This is a genomic window from Exiguobacterium sp. s166, assembly GCF_018618855.1.
Classification (GTDB): Bacteria; Bacillota; Bacilli; order Exiguobacteriales; family Exiguobacteriaceae; genus Exiguobacterium_A.
Map to the genome: position 1 here is coordinate 63,776 of NZ_JACSMU010000003.1, position 19,913 is coordinate 83,688.

Consider the following 19,913-nt stretch of genomic DNA (forward strand, 5'->3'; position numbering starts at 1 on the left):
ATAGGGGTAGGCGGAAAAGAATTAAAAAAGAGGATCCGCAGTTGCGGATCCTCTCAGGAAAATTAAAGTTTAGTAACGTTAGTTGCTTGCGGTCCGCGTTGGCCTTCTTCAACTTCAAACGAAACTTCTTGACCTTCGTCAAGTGATTTGAAACCGTCTGTTTGAATAGCTGAGAAGTGAACGAAAACGTCGTCGCCGCTTTCACGTTCGATGAAGCCAAAACCTTTTTCTGCGTTAAACCATTTTACTTTACCTTGTTCCATGTGTGTTGCCTCCTGCGTATGACTAAGTCACACTGATTATTACTACTGTGATCAATTTCATCGAGTCGAAAGTGTAAACTTTGTATCTCCACCGAACAACAATAATTGTTTATAATATACCATGAAAAAATGAAAAAAGGAAGTAATAAACAAAAAAAGTGGCAATCTCCCCTAAAAATATCAAACTCACTTGAAGAAAGGTTATTCCTTGAAGGAATGTATGCATGCAGTTCGAATATCTATAAAATGTTCTTCTTCATATAAGAGGAACAAAATCGCGAAAGGATTAATGGATCGGTTCGCGCTGGGATCGGGCTTGTTTTACAGCAGTAATCAAATAGCCGTGAATAGTAGAATGTTGGTTCGGGCTTGTCCAGACATCCTGAAAAATTTGTCTTAACGTAAGTTGAACTCTTTTTTCGTCATTCAACATACGTGTGAGAAGTAAGTATAAGGACTTTTCGTACCGATCGTATAACGCTTCGAGAGCGTGCTTATTTTTTAATTCGATTTGTTTAAATAACTCTGTATCTGTATTTATACGCATGCTCTCCTCCTTTTAATTGTTTACAACACGTTTGTAAACACTTTGTTACTTATGCAGATATTTTATAATTTTCCCGAAAAAAGAATTATCAAACGCTTTAACTCTCTAAAGTTAAAGAATTATGAATTCATACTATTTTTTTAAGGAGGAAATTAATCATGGGAACCATTTTTCTTCGACCATATCAACTGTCTGATGCAGAACAGCTACTCCGGTTAAGCCTCCGGAATCAATTACATTTTGAATACTGGATGCCTGTAAAACCGAAACCGGATAGTTATACATTGCCGAAGCAACTGGAACGAATCGAACAGATGCTTGAAAACAGTTTGGTGGATCGATCATATGCCTATGGAATCTTTTTAACGGAAAACAATCAATTAATCGGTGAAGTTTCTGCAGCTTTTGTCGAACGGTTTCCGGCAGAGACATGTATGATCGGATATCAATTGGACCGGGAACACAATGGAAAAGGAATTATGGCGGAAGCTGTTCGACAGGCGGCTAAACTTTTATTTGAGACCCATCAGTTTCACCGTCTACGGGCGGAAGTGATGCCGGAAAACATCGGTTCCATCCGTGTGTTAGAAAAAGTGGGATTCAGAAGAGAAGGGCTTGCGAAAAAAAGCTTGTACATCAACGGTGCATGGGAAGATTTTATTTTGTTCGCGCTGTTAAAAGAAGAGTTTGCACCCGGTTAACAGATCCATATCAAAGTGACGTCGTCCTGATGACTGGGCTATAGAAGAAACGGAATCTATCTTTTTTAATGATAAATCACTGAAATGGTCAATCGACAGAGTGAAATGACCTTAAATCCGAACATTAAGTGCTTTTATTTTTCAAAAAGTATGTTTTTTGACGAAATGTTTTTGACAAACCATTAATTGTTCGTTACAGTATTATAGTACGAACGTTAAAGTGTTATTCATAAAAAATATTCGTTATTTGAGGTGTTAGTGATGGATGTAGTATTTGATTACGAAGATATTCAATTGATTCCAGCTAAATCAATCGTCGGAAGTCGTTCGGAATGTGATACGACGGTCGAATTCGGAGGACGACGCTTTAAATTGCCTGTCGTGCCAGCTAATATGCAGACGATCATCGATGAAAAAATCGCAACTTTTTTAGCTGAAAACGGCTATTTTTATATCATGCACCGGTTTGAGCCGGAAACGCGACTGAACTTTGTTCGCACGATGCAGGAACGGGGATTGATTGCTTCCATCAGTGTCGGTGTGAAAACGGAAGAATATGCGTTCATCGAGACATTGGCACACGAAGAATTGACGCCGGAATATATCACGATTGATATCGCGCATGGACATTCAGAAGCGGTCATCCGGATGATCCAACATATCAAACACGTGTTACCGGACAGCTTTGTCATCGCAGGTAACGTCGGGACACCGGAAGCTGTTCGCGAACTGGAACATGCCGGCGCAGATGCAACAAAAGTCGGGATCGGACCAGGGAAGGTTTGTATCACGAAAATCAAAACGGGATTCGGTACGGGCGGATGGCAGTTGGCAGCATTGAGATGGTGTGCCAAGGCTGCCAGTAAACCAATCATTGCAGATGGTGGCATCCGGACACACGGAGACATTGCTAAATCCGTCCGTTTCGGGGCGACGATGGTCATGATCGGTTCATTGTTTGCCGGACACGAAGAGTCTCCTGGTGAAATGCAAGAAGTCGACGGTTTACAGGTGAAGGAATACTTCGGATCCGCTTCGGAATTTCAAAAAGGTGAAAAGAAGAATGTCGAGGGTAAAAAGATGTTCGTTGAATTTAAAGGAAGTTTGTCCGACACCCTGATTGAGATGGAACAAGATTTGCAATCGGCGATTTCCTATGCCGGCGGCAATAAACTGCAGGCGATTCGAACGGTTGATTATGTCGTTGTCAAAAATTCGATTTTTAACGGCGATAAAGTGTATTAAACAAGTCGGAGTGGGACCAGCATGGGGTCTCACTCCGATTTGTTTGCAGTTGATTGTAAACGCTTACTTAAAAGGAAAACGGGTAAAGATAATGGTGCATATTTTCAGAATATTTTATTTGAAGGAAGTGGATGAATTGAGTCAAGAGATTACGACTTACTTAGCAGACAAGTTCAATACGGTCCGGAATCAGACATTAACCTTGATTGAACCGTTGGAACAAGAGGATTTTGTAATTCAGGCAAGTACGGATGTCAGCCCGCCGAAATGGCATATTGCCCATACGACATGGTTTTTTGAACGGATGATCCTTCAAGAGTATGACGATACGTATCATGTTTTTGATCCGGTATACAACTATTTATTTAATTCCTACTACAATTCGATCGGTCCGTATCAACCGCGCCATCAGCGAGGGGTGTTGTCACGTCCGACCGTCAAGGACGTCATTGCTTATCGTGAACATGTCGATCAGGCAGTCTTGACATTGTTGCGACAAGAACGAGAGACGGCCCTTCAACAGGTCATCGAGCAATTGGTCGAAATGGGACTGCAGCATGAACAGCAACATCAGGAGTTAATCTTGATGGATGTAAAATACAACTTCTTTACTAATCCGTTATTGCCGGCGTATCAGACCCGACAAGTCGAGCGGCGTGGAACAGCTCAGTCGCCGCCGCTTACGTTTACGCGATTTGAAGGGGGACTCGTTGAAATCGGTCATGAGGGTGTGGGATTTGCCTTTGACAATGAAAGTCCGGTTCATAAAGCGTGGTTAGAACCATTTGAACTCGCAACACGCCCCGTCACCAACCGTGAGTTCATGGCATTCATTGAGGCGGGCGGGTATGAGCAAGCTGAACATTGGCTGTCGGACGGCTTCCAAGTCGTGACGCAACAACAGTGGAAAGCACCTCTCTACTGGATGAAAGATCAACAGGGTGACTGGTCCATCTTCACATTGAACGGTGTTGAACCTTTGCAGTTGGATGAACCGGTTTGTCATGTGAGTTTTTATGAAGCCGATGCCTACAGCCGGTGGTGCGGGAAACGTCTACCAACTGAAGCCGAATGGGAATACGTCGGGCGGCAAGTTGATCAACAGGGGAACTTCATGGAACAAGGTTCCTATCATCCCGTTCCGGTTCAAGACGCGAATCAGTCGGTGAACGGCATGTTCGGTGATGTCTGGGAATGGACGGCAAGTGCATATGCTCCGTATCCGAAAAGTCGACCGCTTGAAGGAGCACTCGGGGAGTACAATGCCAAGTTCATGTGTAACCAGATGGTTCTTCGCGGCGGTGCCTGTGTGACTCCGGGTAATCATATCCGTGCGACGTACCGGAATTTCTTCCCACCTGCTAAACGTTGGCAGTTCAGTGGCTTCCGATTGGCGGGTGACCTCTAAATGCGGCAACAAGTCGAAAGTTTTGATATGTACACGGATCAGCAGAACATGCTCCAAGAAGTATTACACGGTTTAGCGCAACCTCAAAAGGTGTTGCAAGCAAAATACTTTTATGATCAAACCGGATCGGAATTATTCGAACGGATTACACAGCAACCGGAATATTATTTGACGCGGACGGAAATCGATATTCTATCCGAACACCAAACGGCCATTGCAGATTGTATTGGACCGGTCCACACACTAATTGAGTATGGAAGCGGAAGCAGTCGTAAAATCAAAAGTTTACTCAGTTCCCTCCATCAATTGGAACAATATATGCCAATCGATATTTCGAAAGATTTTCTAATCCAATCCGCGCATCAATTATCTCAAGATTATCCGGGACTCCGGATTAAAGCGGTTTGTGGTGACTATTCTGCCCCTTTGCATTTACCGATTGAAGATAAACAAAAAAAGGTGATTTTCTTTCCCGGTTCGACAATCGGAAACTTTAATCCGCAGGAAGCAGCAGACTTTTTACAACAATCGAGTCAATTGCTGGAGAAGGGAGACGGTTTCTTAATCGGAATTGATACAAAAAAAGAAACTAATCTGCTCCATGCGGCTTACAATGATCGAGCTGGCGTTACGGCACAGTTTAACTTAAATATCTTGCGGCATATCAATGAAACACTTGGAGGGACGTTTGATGTAGATTTGTTTGAACATATCGCCTTTTATAACGAACAGCAGGGGCGGGTTGAAATGCATCTGAAAAGCCGGATCGATCAAATCGTCACGATTGCCGATCAGCGCTTTCCGTTTAAAGAGGGGGAAACGATTCATACGGAAAATTCCTATAAGTACAGTCAGGAAGAATTTCAATGGTTAGCCAAACAAAACGGATTTACTCCAATTAGATGTTTTACGGATGCAAAGCACCATTTCAGCGTACACTACTTGGAAAAGACGCGGATCTGATTGAAACGATAAGGGCTGAAACATCAGTCCGTGTCATAAGCCAAAAAGAAGGGATTGCTCATCTGTGACGATGGCGATTCCTTCTTTTCGTTCAAGACAGCGCGTTGTCTGCTGACTTCTGCTTTTCTGTGTTAACTCAGTCGACTACCGTCAGGAATCGGATGTTCCGGACACGCCAGTACTGGCATCAGATGATCTTGTGTCCCTAGTTCGAGAACACGGCCGGTCGTACCGGCAACGATTCCCGGAACATTCAGCAGGACCAAAGCCTGTTTCCCGACGATTTCTTCGTACTCGAACCGGGATTCTTTCCAATCCAGAAATATGGCCTGTTGAAAGTCTCCAAACACAATCGACAGATTTAAAAAGCCGGGTTCTGCATCTGAAACATGGAGGGAGCGGATGGTGCCGACGCGAATATCCAGTGTTTCGAATTGTTCAGGGGTCACCATATCTTTTATCGGGTGCACATCCAAAACTCCTTTGAATTTCATTTTATAAGAACGTTTGTTCCTTTTTAGAAAGGGTATACCTTTACTATAGATGGAGATATGTGAATCATCAGCAGGTTATTGCAAAAGATAATCGTTCAAATCAATGTCCAAATCTTTTCCTAATGCCAATTTGGATAACTCCTGACCGAGATACGGACCAATCGTTAAACCGGAAGCCCCGAGACCATTGGCGACAAGGACATTCGGATGAGTCGCCAGTCGACCGATGACAGGTAAGGAATTGCTCGTATACGGGCGAAGACCGACCCGCATTTCGTTGATGTTTGCTTCTTCCAGTACAGGTGCGACCGGAATGGCACGTGTCAATAAGGCGTACATTCCTTTAACAGTCGGCTGAAGATTGTAATCGAGCTGTTTTTCATGCGTCGAACCGAGTGCGAGTTTTCCATCTTCGATCGACACGAGATACAAACCGCGTTGTCCCATGATGACAGGCCAATCTTTTGATTGTTCGTTCGAAATATCCAAATGAAGAATCTGTCCTTTTTCGGCACGAATATCAAGACGCGTTTGCAACGGTTCGAGTAATTCATTAATCCAGACACCGGCCGTCAAGATGATTTGATCGGCATAATGGATGTCGGGCCCGATTTGAACCCCTTTGACATGACCGTCGACGACGACTAGCGAAGCATCGGCTTCAAGAACGGTAGCCTGGTGGTTGATTGCTCCGCTTTCTAAGGCAGCCCGTAAGGCACGTCCGTCGACACGGGCTCCTCCAGAGACGAATAAGGCGTCCTCAATCGACTCAATCAAGGGAAACATTGATCGGACTTGATCAGCTGTCAACCGTTCAATTTGTTGGATCGCCGGTGCTTCCGGGAAACGATTTTCTGCAATCGTTTGCATCTTTTCAATTTTTGACGTCTCATGTAAGGCGATGGTTCCGACTTTTTGATAGCCCGTCTTCGTTTCACCGAGTGCTTCCAGTTCTGGAATTAGCGTATCGTAATAATGAGCACCGTTATTGGCTAGTCGATACCAGGCTTTGTTGCGTCGTTGTGTCATCCAGGGACAGATGATACCAGCTGCGACATGAGTGGCACGTCCGGCTTCTTTCCGGTCAATCAGCAGGACCGTTGCACCTTGTTTCGCTAAATGATAAGCGGTCGATGTTCCGAGGATGCCGGCACCGACAACGATATGGCTGTACATGTTTTTCATCTCATTTCTAAAGTGATCTGTATCAAGTGTAAAGAAAAAACAGACAAACGACAAATCCGATCGATTCAGCACATTATAAATATGGGGAATGATGGGAAAGTAAAACTATTTATCAAAATGTTTCGTATACTGAATATAAACCGATATTTCACACAAAATATACGATTAGAAACGGTCCAATCAGGAAACATACCCTTATAGGCATTAGATCCCGACATCATCGACTCGAACATGTAGTCACCATTGAAGGAGGGGAAGGCAATGAACATTAGTCGCGCCATCGTACGCAAACGCTACACGGATCACACTTTGTTTTATTCTGCCATCCTAATTTGGAAGTTGCTCTTCTTCCTGCCCTTGCTCATGTATGTCAACAGTGGGTCGGACAACGTTTTTCGTCTTTATTTTGTACCTTATTTGACGGTCATCGTTTTATTTCGTGTCATGACCTATTTTGCCACGTATAAAGCGTCTTTTATGGAGATGACCGAGATGGGATTATCCGTCTTTTTAATCATCGCGGATTTTTATTTAATTGCGTTGTTTGATGTACCGTTACCGTTTGGGATGATCATCATGCTGTTATCGATTTTACACTTTACAGCTGCGTTTAGTCGGTTCCGTTGGTTCCGCCGCCGGTTATGGCTAAATCGTCATTTAGAGATTTTAAATTTTTTGACCGATCACGGAGAGACCCCCGTCAAGATTGCTGTCGTTTCGGAAGATGAAATGCTTGTGACAACAAAAAGTGGTAAAGAATTTACGTATCGTCATGTCTACTGGAATGGCTTTTACTTCGAACGGGGATAAAGCAGGGGGACTGTAGTGCTGAAATAGGGCTGCAGTCTTTTTTTTATGGAAATCGAGCGGATTGTTTGCGATACTGTGTGAATAAACCGTAACGAAAAGAAGGTGAATGTTCATGATACGCTGTCTAATGGTGACGACAGATCATCAGGTTTTAGTGGATGATAGTTTAAATCGTCTTCACGCACCCGGTATCAAATGGTATTTTGTCGATTTTAATCAACCGACGGAGCAGGAAAAACAACAGCTGGTGTCCGCTTTTGATTTTCATCCGTTGGCCCTTGAAGATTGTTTTCAATACTTGCAGCGTCCTAAGTTAGAATATTACGACGGATACAGCTTTTTTGTGTTGCATGCCCTGGATACGGAGTCACTCAAAGGAAAAGAGATTAACCTGTTCGCCAATGAGAATTATGTCGTTTCTTATCACGAGGAGCCGTCGAGTGAAATCGATGTCGTGTTTCAAGCTTTCCAGCGTATACATAATAATCCGGAACAGTGGACTATTGAGATCGTTCATAAAATCATGGATAAAATCGTCGATGGTTACTTTCCGATTGTTCATACGTTAGAAGATAAGATTTTTGCACTGGAAGGACGGTACGAACAGCGCGGGAATGATAAACGGATCATGGAAGATGTATTTGAGATTCGATCCGATTTGTTAGTCGTCGCCCGGACCATCTTACCGATGCGGGACTTGTTGTACCGGGTCGTTGAATCCCGTCGGCTTGCGATTAATGCAAATAAAAAAGCGTTTTTTCAGGATATTTATGATCATCTGCTTAAGCTGAACGAGATGATTGAATACAACCGGGAAATGACGTCTGAATTCCGGGATAATTTTATTTCACTCAACTCCTACCGGATGAATAATATCATGAAGACGTTGACGATTTTTACGACCATCTTCATGCCATTAACGTTCATCGCCGGCATCTACGGGATGAATTTTGAACATATGCCCGAACTGACGACGCGTTTCGGCTATTTCTTCACACTGGGAGGGATGGCAGTCATTGCGATGGGAATGATTCTATATTTCAGAAAAAATCACTGGTTTGATGAGTAAGAGGAGGAAGTCAGATGGACATTCGGCAATTGACATTTTTTACGACAATTGTAGATCATGCGTACAATTTAACACGGGCTTCCAAGCATCTTCGTATTTCACAACCGGCGCTCAGTCAACTGGTGCGGGAATTTGAAGAGGTGGAACAGGTAGAGTTGTTTTTGCGTCACCATGGACGATTAACCGGTCTGACGGACGCCGGACAGCAATTTTATGAGGATGCCCTGAGTGTTTTGCACGGACATCAACAAATGATGGAACATCTTCACGAACGGTCGCGTGTCATCCGAGGGAAAGTCCGGTTGGGGATTCCACCGGTCATTTTGCCTGTCCTTTTTTCGCAACTGATTCCGAAATTGATGGCGGAACATCCCGGGATTGAGTTGGAAATCATCGAAGAAGGCGCATTTGAATTGAAGCGCCGCCTGTTGCTCGAAGAACTGGACCTGGCGATTTTAATTGAACCGGGGGAATCCTATGGCATAAAACGGTATCGATTGATCGAGGATGAGGTCGTCGTCGCGGTGAGACCGAGCCATCCGTTAAGCGAGGCCAAAAGTGTCTCTTACCGTGATCTTTCAGCGGAACCGTTGGTCATCCTCAATGATAGTTTTATGCTGCATCATCAGATTTTATCCCAGTTCCGGCACGTACAAGTCGAACCGCAGATCTTTTTTACTTCCGGTGCGTGGGATTTGTTGATCGGCATGGTGCAGGAACTCGACGTCGTGTCGATTTTGCCGGAGCCGATTCTCCGATTTCATCATGCGGAAGACATCCGGATTTTACCGTTTGACCCCCCGATGCTATGGGACGTGTCGTTAAATCATTTAGCAGGAATCGAGCAGCGTCCGCTCGTGCGGCACGTCCAGGACTATGTCTTACATTATTTTAAATCCTATTGGCCGCATCCGTCCAATCGTGGAGAAAGCGTTAAAAAGAACCCGGATCAGCCACCTCTTTTCTAAGAAGTGGAACTGATTCGGGTTCTTTGTATAGGAATGGGTCCAATCATGGAGGGAAATTAAACGGTTTGATTCAGATGGCTGATGCTCGAATAAGCTTGTTTGAATTGTTCGAGTCGGTCCGTCGTCGCCAAACTGTTTCGTTCCATCTCGATTTGTTTTTGTAACGTTCCGGATAACGCGGTGTACATCTCGTCGAGCAAGTGGGCGATGTGTTGCTGCGCCAGTTCGCGTAACCGCTGCTCTTCCGTTTCAAGATAAGATGCCGCATCCGGTTTCGTCAACTGCATCAAGGCATCTTTTAATTGTTCTTTTTCATTCCGTTCAAAAAAGGCTTTCGGATTACGAAAATACTGTTTGACAGACTGGTACGGTGTCGCATCTTGGAAAGGACCCTCAAAATGGACGGATGTCATCGCCGGTGCTTCGAACGGCGAAAGCTGGAAAGAAGGGTTCAACTTCGTCGCATACCGCTCTTCATCCTGGAAGCGTTGGACGAGAGCTGTTTTGATCCAACCGTCAATCCGAAAATGAGTCACGCGTAATTCTTGTTCGAAATCATATTTCAAAAAGCCGAGTAGCTCGACCAATGCTTCGTGTAAGGCTTGCTGCTTTGTGGCATTCGCGAAGCGGACAGGATGATATGCTTCTTTAAAGAAATCCGGAAAACGGTAATAGATCCGTTGGTTGACATGATGTAACAGTTCATGAATTTCAGCGAATAAGGCATGACGGAGTAAATCGGTCCGCCGGTCTGAAAAGTGTGTGTCGATCGTCTGACTCAAGTCGTCCAGTTCTTCTAGCCGTGTTTCTTTTCGGGCGATGTTGAATTCGGTCTGTTCCATCAATTGGCGTAAACGATGGACGGTTTTCTCCGTTTCTTCCGACAATACTTGAACGGCCAGTCCTTTGAGATCCCGTTCCAGGAACTGATGGAAGGCGGATTCAAAGACTGGCAGACCTGAATCCAGCGTGCGGTCCATCTGCTTCTCGGCTAATGCGTGAAGGCTTGAGACGCCGAACAGACGAGGCGACCGAATACCGAACCGTTGTAATTCAGTCCCGACGTACTGCAGGACTGCTTGTTTTTCAGTGTCGTTTTGTGCCAGGTCAATCGCATTGACGATGAAAAACATTTTGTCCAGTTCAAACGCATCTTTGACACGACCGAGCTGAATCAGAAACTCACGGTCGGCACGGGCGAAGGCGTGATTGAAATACGTCACGAATAAGATAGCGTCCGCATCTTTGATGTAGTCAAAGGCAACGTCGGTATGACGGGCATTAATCGAATCGGCACCCGGTGTATCAACGAGAGTGATCCCAAGGCGGGTCAATGGACTATCGAAGTACAAATCGATGACATCAACAAAGCAACTGAGATGCTCTTGTGCGACATAGTCCGTAAACGTCGTTTGATCAACGGTTTGTATCGTTCCGACGAACGGCGAAACAGACGGATACCCTGTTAAAAAGGCACGTAAAAAAGAGGTATCCCGCAATGTATGGTCCGGTTGAGATTCAATCCAATGTGCTGCTTCCTGCAAGGACGTAATCGTCACGTCAAAAGCCTGAAGCAGGTCATTTAATTCGTCGACGAGTTCCTGTTCCGACTTAAAGCGGATCGTCGCAGTACCGTGCGGATGTACCGTACTGACCGGATTGATCCGGTTGATCGAAGCGGTCGTCGGATTAGGTGAGACAGGCAAGACCGGTTGTCCGAGTAACGCATTACAAAACGACGACTTGCCGGCACTGAACGCACCAAACAAAGCAATCGTGAACGTACTGGAGGAGACACGGTTCAGTTTGTCTTGCAGGTAGGCGACCGTGTCTTCGAATCCGGAAACGGATGCTAAAATCGTTTGGATCTGTTGTATGTCTTCCAACGTATAAGCCCGTGTCTCCTCGACGTCTTGTGAAAGAGTTGCTTCTTCAGCAACGGCGACTTCCTCGATTACTTCCTGCGGCTGGAACGGAACTAACGCTTGCTCGGCTTGGCTCAGTTCCTGTTGCCATTTCAAGACCTGTTGTCGAGCCGTTTCCAGTTGTTGGTTCGTCGGCGAGTCCGCCTGTTCAAGATACATTTGGAGCAATTGCCGGGAGTCGGCTTCGGTTTTCAACAGCTCACATTTTTGGCGTAATGCGGCTTGTTCCGTCAGCAAGTCCTGTTTGACGTTGCCATCTGTCTGTTCCAGTTCTGTTCGAATGCTGTCACGCCAGCGGTTCGTCTCTTTTGTATACCAGTCGACCGTCAAACTGACGACACGATTCGTAAACTGGAGGACTGACTCACCGGTAATCGTGATACCTTCCTGGACGGCATCCTCGATGACGCGGAGTGGCGGGTCGAGTGGATAGGTATCAATCTGCATCGTGTGCTGATCAGATAAGAGACCGGCTTCCGCTAAAGATTGTTTCATCAACTTCCGCAGATGCAAAGCGATTTCAGATGTCGTAACGGAGCGGTACGCCCGTATGAGTTCGTCCGCGACCTGTTGCTGGGTGATCTGCGTCTTTTTGGCACTTCTGAAAAACCCGACTTTAAAGGATGCTTGTCGTGTTTCCAAAAAGGTTCGCATTTTTTCACGAAGCTCAAACGGCATTAGTGTAGCATTGCGCAATAAGCTTTCCCGGTGCTGTGAAAAACGGCTGACCCACTGTTCCGGTGCCATCAGTTCGAGTTGCAAATCGAGCTGATGCAACTGTTCAAACAAGGCTTCGGAGTGTTGCCGCTCTGACGAAGTGATGAGTTCGTCCGTCGACTGGACCGCTTCTTCGATGCGTGTTTCAAGATACGATACGTGTTCGGCGTGTAAGGACTCCAGTGTCGTAACAGCTGATTGCAATAATTTCGGCTGGACGTCACGAATGCTTTGGTCGACAAGCTGTTTAACGGTCAGGAAATCATTTTCCGGATGATCCGCTTCCCGTAAGCTCGTAAAGAAAATTCCTTTAGGCTCGACGCCATGGGTTGCAAATGACTGAACGACCGAACGCTTAAAGGCGGCAAACGATAGTTCGCCGGACTGGTGTTTATCGATTTGATTGACGATCAAATACAATGCAGGCACGGAAGTCAACAATTCACGGGTGACAGTGAAATTCAATTCGGATTGGACATGGTTGTAGTCCATGACGTAAAAAATCATGTCCGCTAAGTGTAAAGCTGACTCCGTGGAAATCCGGTGGGCGTCATCGACGGAATCAACACCGGGCGTATCCATTAAAACGAGTCCTTCCGGTAAGCTTGAACCGGCATGTGTGATATCGATCCGTTCGACGGTGCCGTCCCGTCCTAATGTCTCAAGATGCGGTAAGTCGGTTGCGGCCAACTGGACGGCAGGACGATCATGAAAATGGACGATGGCCGCATCCTCCTCCTCCCGACGTAATGTGACGATATTGGCACTGGTCGGAATCGGGCTGGTCGGTAAAATGGACTCGCCCGTCAAGGCATTGATCATGCTGGATTTCCCGGCAGAAAAATGACCGGCGAAAGCAATCGTAAATTCGCGTTTTAATAGTTTTTCGGAAAATTTATTTAATTTGTCGAGTCGGAGTTGATCCGACGAGGGTTGAATCAATGTCGTGAGAAGCGCGGTCGCTTCAATGTGATTTGTTAACCGTTCTTCAAATGAGCGCATACGTGTGAAACCCCTTTCTTACAATCCAGTTTCAGTGTATCACGCTTATTTTGGTTCCGTCATCTGTTCATCCGTAAGTTCTACAACCGAGTGTGAAAAGGACCTTCAAGACTTACGAATTCTGCAAAATAGTATATGATGAAAAAAGAGCATATTCAATCCAATTCATCGGTCATGGACAGTAAATTCGTGAGGAATAAAAAAAGATTGAATTCCTGAGAAATAAGGAATTCAATCTGCTCGATGGTGACGTTTTTTTATGAAAATCATCCGGTTGTATCAGGGACAATCATTTCCGATTCGTCCGGAGATTGTTCCGTTGTCTGCATCAGACGTAGAAGGTGGAGTTTAAACAGGTACATGACGAGCAGGTGAATGTTGGCCTGCGTCGATTTGTAAATGATCCACGGTAAGGCCGGTACATACTCATGAATGGCAATCAGGCACTCCTGGGATCCTGGAATCTGTCGAAACTCAATCCGCCCTTTGCTGCCTTCCTGAACTTGTGCAAACAGTCCGCCGGTAATCCGGTACGTCGCTTGCTCGGCATCCTGAAACGGATCTTTTGTTAATTCAAGAAGCGGTGCATCGACGAACGGCACTTGAATCTTTACGACGGTCTCATTCGCAATGCTTGAAGTCAGGAACGGCTTGGCGAAAGAGGAAAGCCACGATACATAGTTATCGGCTGCCCAGTTGGCATCGCGACCTTCCGGCAAGCGGACGCGCTGAACGGATCGCACATCAAGCGCTTCCTCTTTTTGAGAGGAATGACCCGACTGTTTCTTCTGTTTCTTTTGGTCCTTTTCTTCCTGCTCTTCTTTTAACGCCATGCGGACAGATTCTTCAAACGTGATTTTCCCGTCGCTGATGCCATCGACCATCTTATCTGGATCTGCGACCATCTTATGAACCATACTTTCGACAAGAGGATAGACCGTCTCTTTTGGTTCGCCCGAAACTAACGTCACCCAAAGGCGGGACAGTTTGACCGTCATCAAAGGGATGTCAAACGTCGGTTGGTGTTTCCCCATGACTTCTGCGGTTTTTAAAATCATTTCCTTATAGGTCATCGATTCCGGACCACCGACATCAATGGCACGGTCTTTCAGATCCTCCCGTCCGACACTTGCTCCAAGCGCATGAATGACGTCCGGCAATGCGACGGGATGTGTCTGATTCCGTGTCCATTCTGGTAGCAACATGACAGGAAGTCGTTTGACGAGCTTCGATAAAATCGGGAAGGAAGACCCTTTTGGGCCGACAATCAAAGCGGCACGAATTGTCGTTACCGGTGTCCCGTAAGCACCGAGAACACGTTCGACTTCCAAGCGGCTTTTCAAGTGGCGCGACAATTCTTCCGTCTCCTCCGGAATGATCCCACTTAAATAGACGATTTGCTGAATGCCGTTTTCCTTGGCAGCGCGGGCATAATTGTCGGCTAAAATCAAATCCATATCTTCAAAGGACCCTTGTGTCAATTTAGCGGACGGCATCATGGAGTGGACCAAATAAATGGCGATATCCGCCCCTTTTAATCCGTCGATTGTATCCTGGAGTGAAAACAAGTCGCACGAGCGCCATTCGACATGGGATTCGTCGTCCTTATCGTCCCCGTTTCGTGACAAAGCGATGACGTTATATTTTTTCTTGAGTTCGTTTAAGAGATTGTGTCCGATATATCCGGTTGCACCTGCAAGTGCCAGGCGTTTGCGTGTTTGCGTCATATGTTTTCCCCCTCGATTGGCATTACTTGTTGAATTTACCCGAATCAAACCATTCGTAATCCCTTCAGATGTTTTCATGAGATAACAGGCTTGATGTGTGAAAAACAGGGAAAAAGAAAAAGAGATCAAATGAGTGAAGGCGAATTATCGTTTTCCAGGTACATACTACTTACTTTTTAATTTAAGGAGAGGGCGAATATGAATCCAGTCTGTTTCTTAGATGATCAACACAATAAGCGGTATCAGATGATTTTAAAACGCTTGAGTACACGGAATCGGGCGAAAACGCCGTTTCAGGCAATCCTGTTTTTAGCAACGGGGAATCTACAATTGATGCAATTGTTCAGTGATTATTTTTTTCCGGAAACGGGTGAGTTTTTTTATCAGGAAATGTTGGCTGAACCGATTGATGACCGGATGATCGATGTGGAACGTCAGCTTTTGGTACAACTGTATAACGGTCGTACGACGTTGACCGTAATCGAAATCATCGACCAGTTGAACCCGAAAGAGTTAAAGCTCGTGCTCGGAGCGATTCAGGTGCGGATGTTTGGGACAGACGAAGAGCTGGGGGAACGAAAAATATGATGACGGTTCAAGGAGGCTGAAATAGCCTCTTTTTTTGTTTTTTTTCACCGAAAACAGTAAAAGAAAAAGAATAAAGGAAGAATCGTTAAAAGATGTTTGTGATATCAGTTTATTATCATAAAACGGTATCCGAATAAAAGCTAAGCTTGTTTATTAAGATTTGATTGAACAGGTGAAACACTGGAAATAAGATGTAAGTAACAGGAAATGGCTGACGTTACAACTGAAATTTCTGACTGGGATATGAGAGGAGTGAGCGTATGCAGCTCAAGCAATCGATTTACTTTCATTCACCGATTTTTCTTCAAAATATCTTAACGACGGTTTACGGTCGCATGCTCTACCAGGAACGATATGGTCCGGTTTATCAAAAACGGTTACAAGAATTGAAGGAAAAAGAACGTTTTCGGACGAATGCGCAAGTGGAACAACTGGCACGACTGAATCAATTTCTGCTATTTTGCCAGACGTACAGTTCCTATTATCAAGAGCTGTTCGAGCAACATCAAATCAGATTACCGCTCCAGGCATTGGATGAGTTAAAGCAAATTCCGATATTGAGCAAGGAAATCCTCCGGACGCGTAATGCAGACGTCCATGCTAAAATCCGGGCGCCGATCCTCGGGAAAACAGGCGGGACGACAGGGAAGTCGATTCAAGTCCATTACACAAAAGAAGATATGCAGATCCGGATGGCGCATCTCGACTACTTTAAGTGGACACACGGGATTGAACGCGGCATGCGACGCGCCAGCTTCACGGCTCAGACGTTAGCGGCAGAATCACAAAAAGCACCGGTGTATTGGCGGATGAATAAAGCGATCAATCAGATGTTGTTTACGATTAAGAATATTAATCCACAAACGGCAGCCTCGTACATCGAACAATTGAACCGGTTTAACCCGGAATCAATCGACGGTTTACCTTCAGGCATGATCGAAGTGGCCCGTCATGCCAAAAAATACAATATTCCGTGTACGTTCCGCCCGAAGGCGATTTTCCCGACGGCGGAAATGATGACGCCGGCGGAACGCCAATTGATTGAGGAAGTGTTTCATGCGCCGATTTTTGATCAGTATGCCTCATCCGAGGGAGCACCTATCGTTGCAGAATGTCGCTATGGTAAAAAACATCTGCACTATGAAATGGGCATCATTGAGGTCGAAGAAGATGGTCAGATTCTCGTGACGAGCTTTGATACACACGGTACTCCGCTCGTCCGGTACCGTGTCGGAGATCGTATGACGCTGAGTGAAACAACGTGCCAGTGCGGGCACGCCGGGCCGGTCATCGCGTCAATTGACGGACGGGGACGAAGTTTCATTCAACTGAAAGACGGTCATCGGATTTTCGAGGGAGAACTGGCCGGTATCGTTCGCGCTTTCCCGAACTGTATCGAACGGGTCCAATATATTCAATCCGACAAGGAAGAAATCGTCATGCTGTACGTACCGGATGAACGTTGTTTTAAAGAAGAACACGAAAAGGAACTGTACTTCGTCTTGAAGCGGTTGTTTGGCGGACAAATGGAAGTGTTGTTACGGGCAGTTCCGGAAATTCCGAAAGAAATCAGCGGGAAAACGTTGTTAATCAAACAATTGTTACCGGAGACCAGTTGAAAATTCAAAACGTAAAAAACGCTGGCAGATTAACCTTTCTTTTCAAAAAAGGTAATGATGTAATCGTAACGCGGATCCAAATGAGGATCCGTGTTTTTGTCGGATATTTTTTATGGGGTATGGTTTTTTTTGACAATTGTTGTAATATGTGAGAAGAGAATTAAGAAAGGGGGATTGAGATGAGGTCACGCGCCAATGTCTTACTGCTTGGATGTATACATTTTGATCGTCCGGATAACGGTGATTTGCTTCATCTACAAGGTAATTCAGTCCTGACACCGGACCGGCAAACACAAGTTAAGGATGTTTTGAGTGTCCTGTCTAACTTTCGTCCGACAAAAATCATGCTGGAAACGCAATTGGAGAACCAACAGGATTTGACGCATGAATACGCGGCGTATCGTGCTGGCAACTTGACGCTGACCGCGGATGAACGGCACCAGCTGGGTTTTCGTCTCGCATCCCAAGTTGGTCTCAATTTAATTCAAGCAATTGATTGGAATCAGTTGCTTGACGGGATACCATCGCTTGGACAGCTTAGAGAGGAAAAGCCTGAACGATTTGACGAAATCATTTCCAAGGAGACAAAACGAATGCAACAGATGGAACAGGAATTTGCCGAACTGCCGTTGCTTTCTTTTCTACAAACAATTAACACAGATGGACGGGTGCAGGAGATGCATCAGACTTATTTAAAACTTGCTTGTCTTGGTGAACCTGGAATGGAGTGGGTATCGCGATATTGGTATTATCGCAACCTGATGATTTTTAAAAATATCCTTGCATGCCTTACAGGACAAGATGAGCAGGTTGTCATCATCTATGGTCTTGCACACGTCCACTTGCTAAAACAGTTGCTAACGGAGAGTGGCGAGGTTAATCTTTTGACGCTTGACGATATCATGATATAGGGAGAGATACATATGTTATTTCATTATCATCTATGGACACCTTTCGTTGAAGAAACGGAACGGTTTTATCAGCAGCTCGGTTTTCAGGTGACACAACGGATTGGTAGATACGAAGGAGCGTTCACCTCGTTTGATCCTCCGCTCGACTGGGATGATTTCCGCGAGCAACCGATTCTGTTTCGGATCATTGAGATGAAACGCGGAGCGATCAACATGACGTTCGGTTACGGAAAAAAGGTGATGTTTGATCATATCGGATTTCTCGTGACAGAAGCCGACCGGCTGCAGATCCTCGGCCGGGCGGAAGCGGTCGGATTAACGGTCCAGGCAAACGAACGCCGGACGTTCATTCAGACACCGTTTGGTTTCCGGATCGAACTGCAGACCCATCCTGATGCCGTCCAGTCAGAAACGGGTGACCAACTGCTGCAACTCGACATTGCGACGTCGACACCAGGTCTTGAGAAGCTGTTGTCTCAATTACTGGATCGGCCTGTTCCGGAAATTACGACGATTGTAGCGGAACGGATGCATTTCAGACAGGCTGTGTTTTCCGGAACGCCTACGCTGCCTGGGCAGGATCCAAACGGTCTTGAAGTCCGGACCGTGAGTCCGCTCGCGTTAATCAGTGGACGGGTACGTGACGAAAACCTTTAAAGGCGTCGTGTCTGTCAGCAAGTTCTCGAAACATCCGGCTAAATCCTGAGAAGCAACTGTTTGTTCAAACAGCCGTTCGAGCTGCGGGACATGTGGTGCCGTCTTAAAAAACCATGCGGCATGGTCCTGATAATCCCAGCCGTCACTTGAGCCGATCAGCCGCAATTCCTTTTCGTAAAAGGCGGCAGTCAACGATAAGGTCTCGTGATTCCCGTCTGAAAGAATGCAGAGCTGTCCATGGGGAACAAGCTTTTCCTGCAATAAGGCGAAAGCGTCCTGGCGTGCGGAACATTCCAGTGCATGTGTAAACGTCTCGACGAATGGATCAGTGTCTGAGTACAAAGTATGCGCCCCGAGTGACAGGGCAAGCGATGTTCGGACCGGATCAGGGTCGGAGACAACAATTCGGTCGACATGATAGTAATGCCGCAGATAGAAAACGGTCAGCAGTCCGATGACACCCATCCCGGTCACTAAAACCGTGTCCGTCGGTTTTGGTTCTAGTTTCCGGACGCCTTTCGCAGCATCGCACGATAGGATGTTCAGCAATGCGAGTTTGGCGGATATGCCGTCCGGAACAGGAATGGCTTTGGCTTCTTCGACGAGTGCGATATCCTGATGTCCGTAAAATGCAAGCAGGCGGTCGCCGACTTGAAACCGGGTGACCTGATCTCCGACAGCGATAACGGTGGCGTAGCTTTCGTAGCCGGTCTCTTTCGGATAGGCTGGAGACGGATCAGTGGGGTCGTCGCCCCGGACTTGCGGCAGTTCAGCCCCGATGCTGATCGCGCCGGCAATCGTCCGGACAAGCAGTTCGTGTTCTTGGACCGGAGGAAGGTGGTGTCTGGTCCAGGTGACAGACCGGGCTGCCGTAACCTGTAATCGGTGTTGATGCATAAAAAAACCTCTTTTCTGAAAAAAATCGTCTTCTTCTAGTATAAGGTAAATAATCCCTTATCAGATTAAAAATATGACAATTTTGTAAGGTGGAAACTGTCGGATGAGGATCCATTTCCAATTCAGGATATGTTATTCTGAAAAAAAGATGGAATCAGAAAAGGGTGTGGTCCTCATCGAACGAATCGAAATGTCCATCCATCGTGGATTAGTAGAG

At 45.8% G+C, this 19,913-nt stretch carries 18 protein-coding genes; 11 read left to right on the top strand and 7 right to left on the bottom strand.

Annotation, left to right across the window (positions count from 1 at the left end):
- Positions 1–62: 62 nt before the first annotated feature.
- Complete coding sequence (locus tag KNP93_RS08085) at positions 63–263, bottom strand: cold-shock protein (RefSeq protein ID WP_012370557.1); 201 nt, start codon at positions 261–263, stop codon at positions 63–65.
- 286 nt (positions 264–549) lie between these two features.
- Positions 550–810, bottom strand: coding sequence for a hypothetical protein (locus KNP93_RS08090; RefSeq protein ID WP_251138720.1), 261 nt, complete (start codon positions 808–810; stop codon positions 550–552).
- A 158-nt stretch (positions 811–968) separates the two neighbouring features.
- Between KNP93_RS08090 and KNP93_RS08095 the strand changes: the two genes are divergently transcribed.
- From KNP93_RS08095 to egtD, 4 genes are all read left to right on the top strand, one after another.
- Positions 969–1,511, top strand: a complete 543-nt coding sequence (locus KNP93_RS08095) for a GNAT family N-acetyltransferase (protein WP_214854378.1) — start codon at positions 969–971, stop codon at positions 1,509–1,511.
- A gap of 261 nt (positions 1,512–1,772) precedes the next feature.
- A complete protein-coding gene (guaC, locus tag KNP93_RS08100; RefSeq protein WP_131503668.1) occupies positions 1,773–2,756 on the top strand; it encodes a GMP reductase in 984 nt (327 codons plus the stop codon).
- A 136-nt stretch (positions 2,757–2,892) separates the two neighbouring features.
- Positions 2,893–4,164 (top strand): ergothioneine biosynthesis protein EgtB, encoded by a 1,272-nt coding sequence (egtB, locus tag KNP93_RS08105; RefSeq protein ID WP_251138721.1) that lies wholly within the window; start codon positions 2,893–2,895, stop codon positions 4,162–4,164.
- Positions 4,165–5,127, top strand: a complete 963-nt coding sequence (egtD, locus tag KNP93_RS08110) for an L-histidine N(alpha)-methyltransferase (protein WP_131503670.1) — start codon at positions 4,165–4,167, stop codon at positions 5,125–5,127.
- 131 nt (positions 5,128–5,258) lie between these two features.
- On the opposite strand, the gene KNP93_RS08115 is transcribed toward egtD, so the two are convergent.
- Positions 5,259–5,597 (bottom strand): hypothetical protein, encoded by a 339-nt coding sequence (locus KNP93_RS08115; protein WP_131503671.1) that lies wholly within the window; start codon positions 5,595–5,597, stop codon positions 5,259–5,261.
- 99 nt (positions 5,598–5,696) lie between these two features.
- Positions 5,697–6,797: an NAD(P)/FAD-dependent oxidoreductase gene (locus tag KNP93_RS08120; RefSeq protein WP_251138722.1), complete on the bottom strand. Its 1,101-nt coding sequence runs from the start codon at positions 6,795–6,797 to the stop codon at positions 5,697–5,699.
- A 270-nt stretch (positions 6,798–7,067) separates the two neighbouring features.
- Between KNP93_RS08120 and KNP93_RS08125 the strand changes: the two genes are divergently transcribed.
- The 3 genes from KNP93_RS08125 (at position 7,068) to KNP93_RS08135 (ending at position 9,653) form a co-directional block, all read left to right on the top strand.
- The gene (locus KNP93_RS08125) at positions 7,068–7,616 is read left to right on the top strand and encodes a hypothetical protein (RefSeq protein ID WP_114595662.1); all 549 of its coding nucleotides are present in this window, start codon (positions 7,068–7,070) and stop codon (positions 7,614–7,616) included.
- Positions 7,617–7,728: 112 nt separating this feature from the next.
- Positions 7,729–8,685 (top strand): magnesium/cobalt transporter CorA, encoded by a 957-nt coding sequence (gene corA / locus KNP93_RS08130; protein ID WP_131503673.1) that lies wholly within the window; start codon positions 7,729–7,731, stop codon positions 8,683–8,685.
- Positions 8,686–8,699: 14 nt separating this feature from the next.
- A complete protein-coding gene (locus KNP93_RS08135; RefSeq protein WP_131972593.1) occupies positions 8,700–9,653 on the top strand; it encodes a LysR family transcriptional regulator in 954 nt (317 codons plus the stop codon).
- A gap of 56 nt (positions 9,654–9,709) precedes the next feature.
- On the opposite strand, the gene KNP93_RS08140 is transcribed toward KNP93_RS08135, so the two are convergent.
- Together KNP93_RS08140 and KNP93_RS08145 are read right to left on the bottom strand one after the other, a co-directional pair.
- The gene (locus KNP93_RS08140) at positions 9,710–13,297 is read right to left on the bottom strand and encodes a dynamin family protein (RefSeq protein ID WP_214854386.1); all 3,588 of its coding nucleotides are present in this window, start codon (positions 13,295–13,297) and stop codon (positions 9,710–9,712) included.
- Between the two features lie 266 nt (positions 13,298–13,563).
- On the bottom strand, positions 13,564–15,024 hold the full coding sequence (locus KNP93_RS08145; RefSeq protein ID WP_188004445.1) for an NAD(P)H-binding protein: 1,461 nt from the start codon (positions 15,022–15,024) through the stop codon (positions 13,564–13,566).
- 198 nt (positions 15,025–15,222) lie between these two features.
- Here KNP93_RS08145 and KNP93_RS08150 point away from each other — a divergent pair, with 198 nt between their 5' ends.
- The 4 genes from KNP93_RS08150 (at position 15,223) to KNP93_RS08165 (ending at position 18,799) form a co-directional block, all read left to right on the top strand.
- Positions 15,223–15,612 carry a hypothetical protein gene (locus KNP93_RS08150; RefSeq protein ID WP_131503677.1) on the top strand — a complete coding sequence of 130 codons (390 nt, stop codon included), beginning with the start codon at positions 15,223–15,225 and terminating at the stop codon, positions 15,610–15,612.
- A 260-nt stretch (positions 15,613–15,872) separates the two neighbouring features.
- Positions 15,873–17,231 carry a phenylacetate--CoA ligase family protein gene (locus KNP93_RS08155; RefSeq protein ID WP_131972596.1) on the top strand — a complete coding sequence of 453 codons (1,359 nt, stop codon included), beginning with the start codon at positions 15,873–15,875 and terminating at the stop codon, positions 17,229–17,231.
- Between the two features lie 179 nt (positions 17,232–17,410).
- Positions 17,411–18,142 carry a DUF5694 domain-containing protein gene (locus KNP93_RS08160; RefSeq protein WP_131972597.1) on the top strand — a complete coding sequence of 244 codons (732 nt, stop codon included), beginning with the start codon at positions 17,411–17,413 and terminating at the stop codon, positions 18,140–18,142.
- 12 nt (positions 18,143–18,154) lie between these two features.
- Entirely contained in the window at positions 18,155–18,799 is a 645-nt protein-coding gene (locus KNP93_RS08165; protein ID WP_131972598.1) for a VOC family protein, read from the top strand.
- Here KNP93_RS08165 and KNP93_RS08170 read toward each other — a convergent pair.
- Entirely contained in the window at positions 18,764–19,696 is a 933-nt protein-coding gene (locus tag KNP93_RS08170; protein ID WP_214854389.1) for a zinc-dependent alcohol dehydrogenase, read from the bottom strand. The genes KNP93_RS08165 and KNP93_RS08170 overlap by 36 nt on opposite strands.
- Between the last annotated feature and the right edge of the window lie 217 nt (positions 19,697–19,913).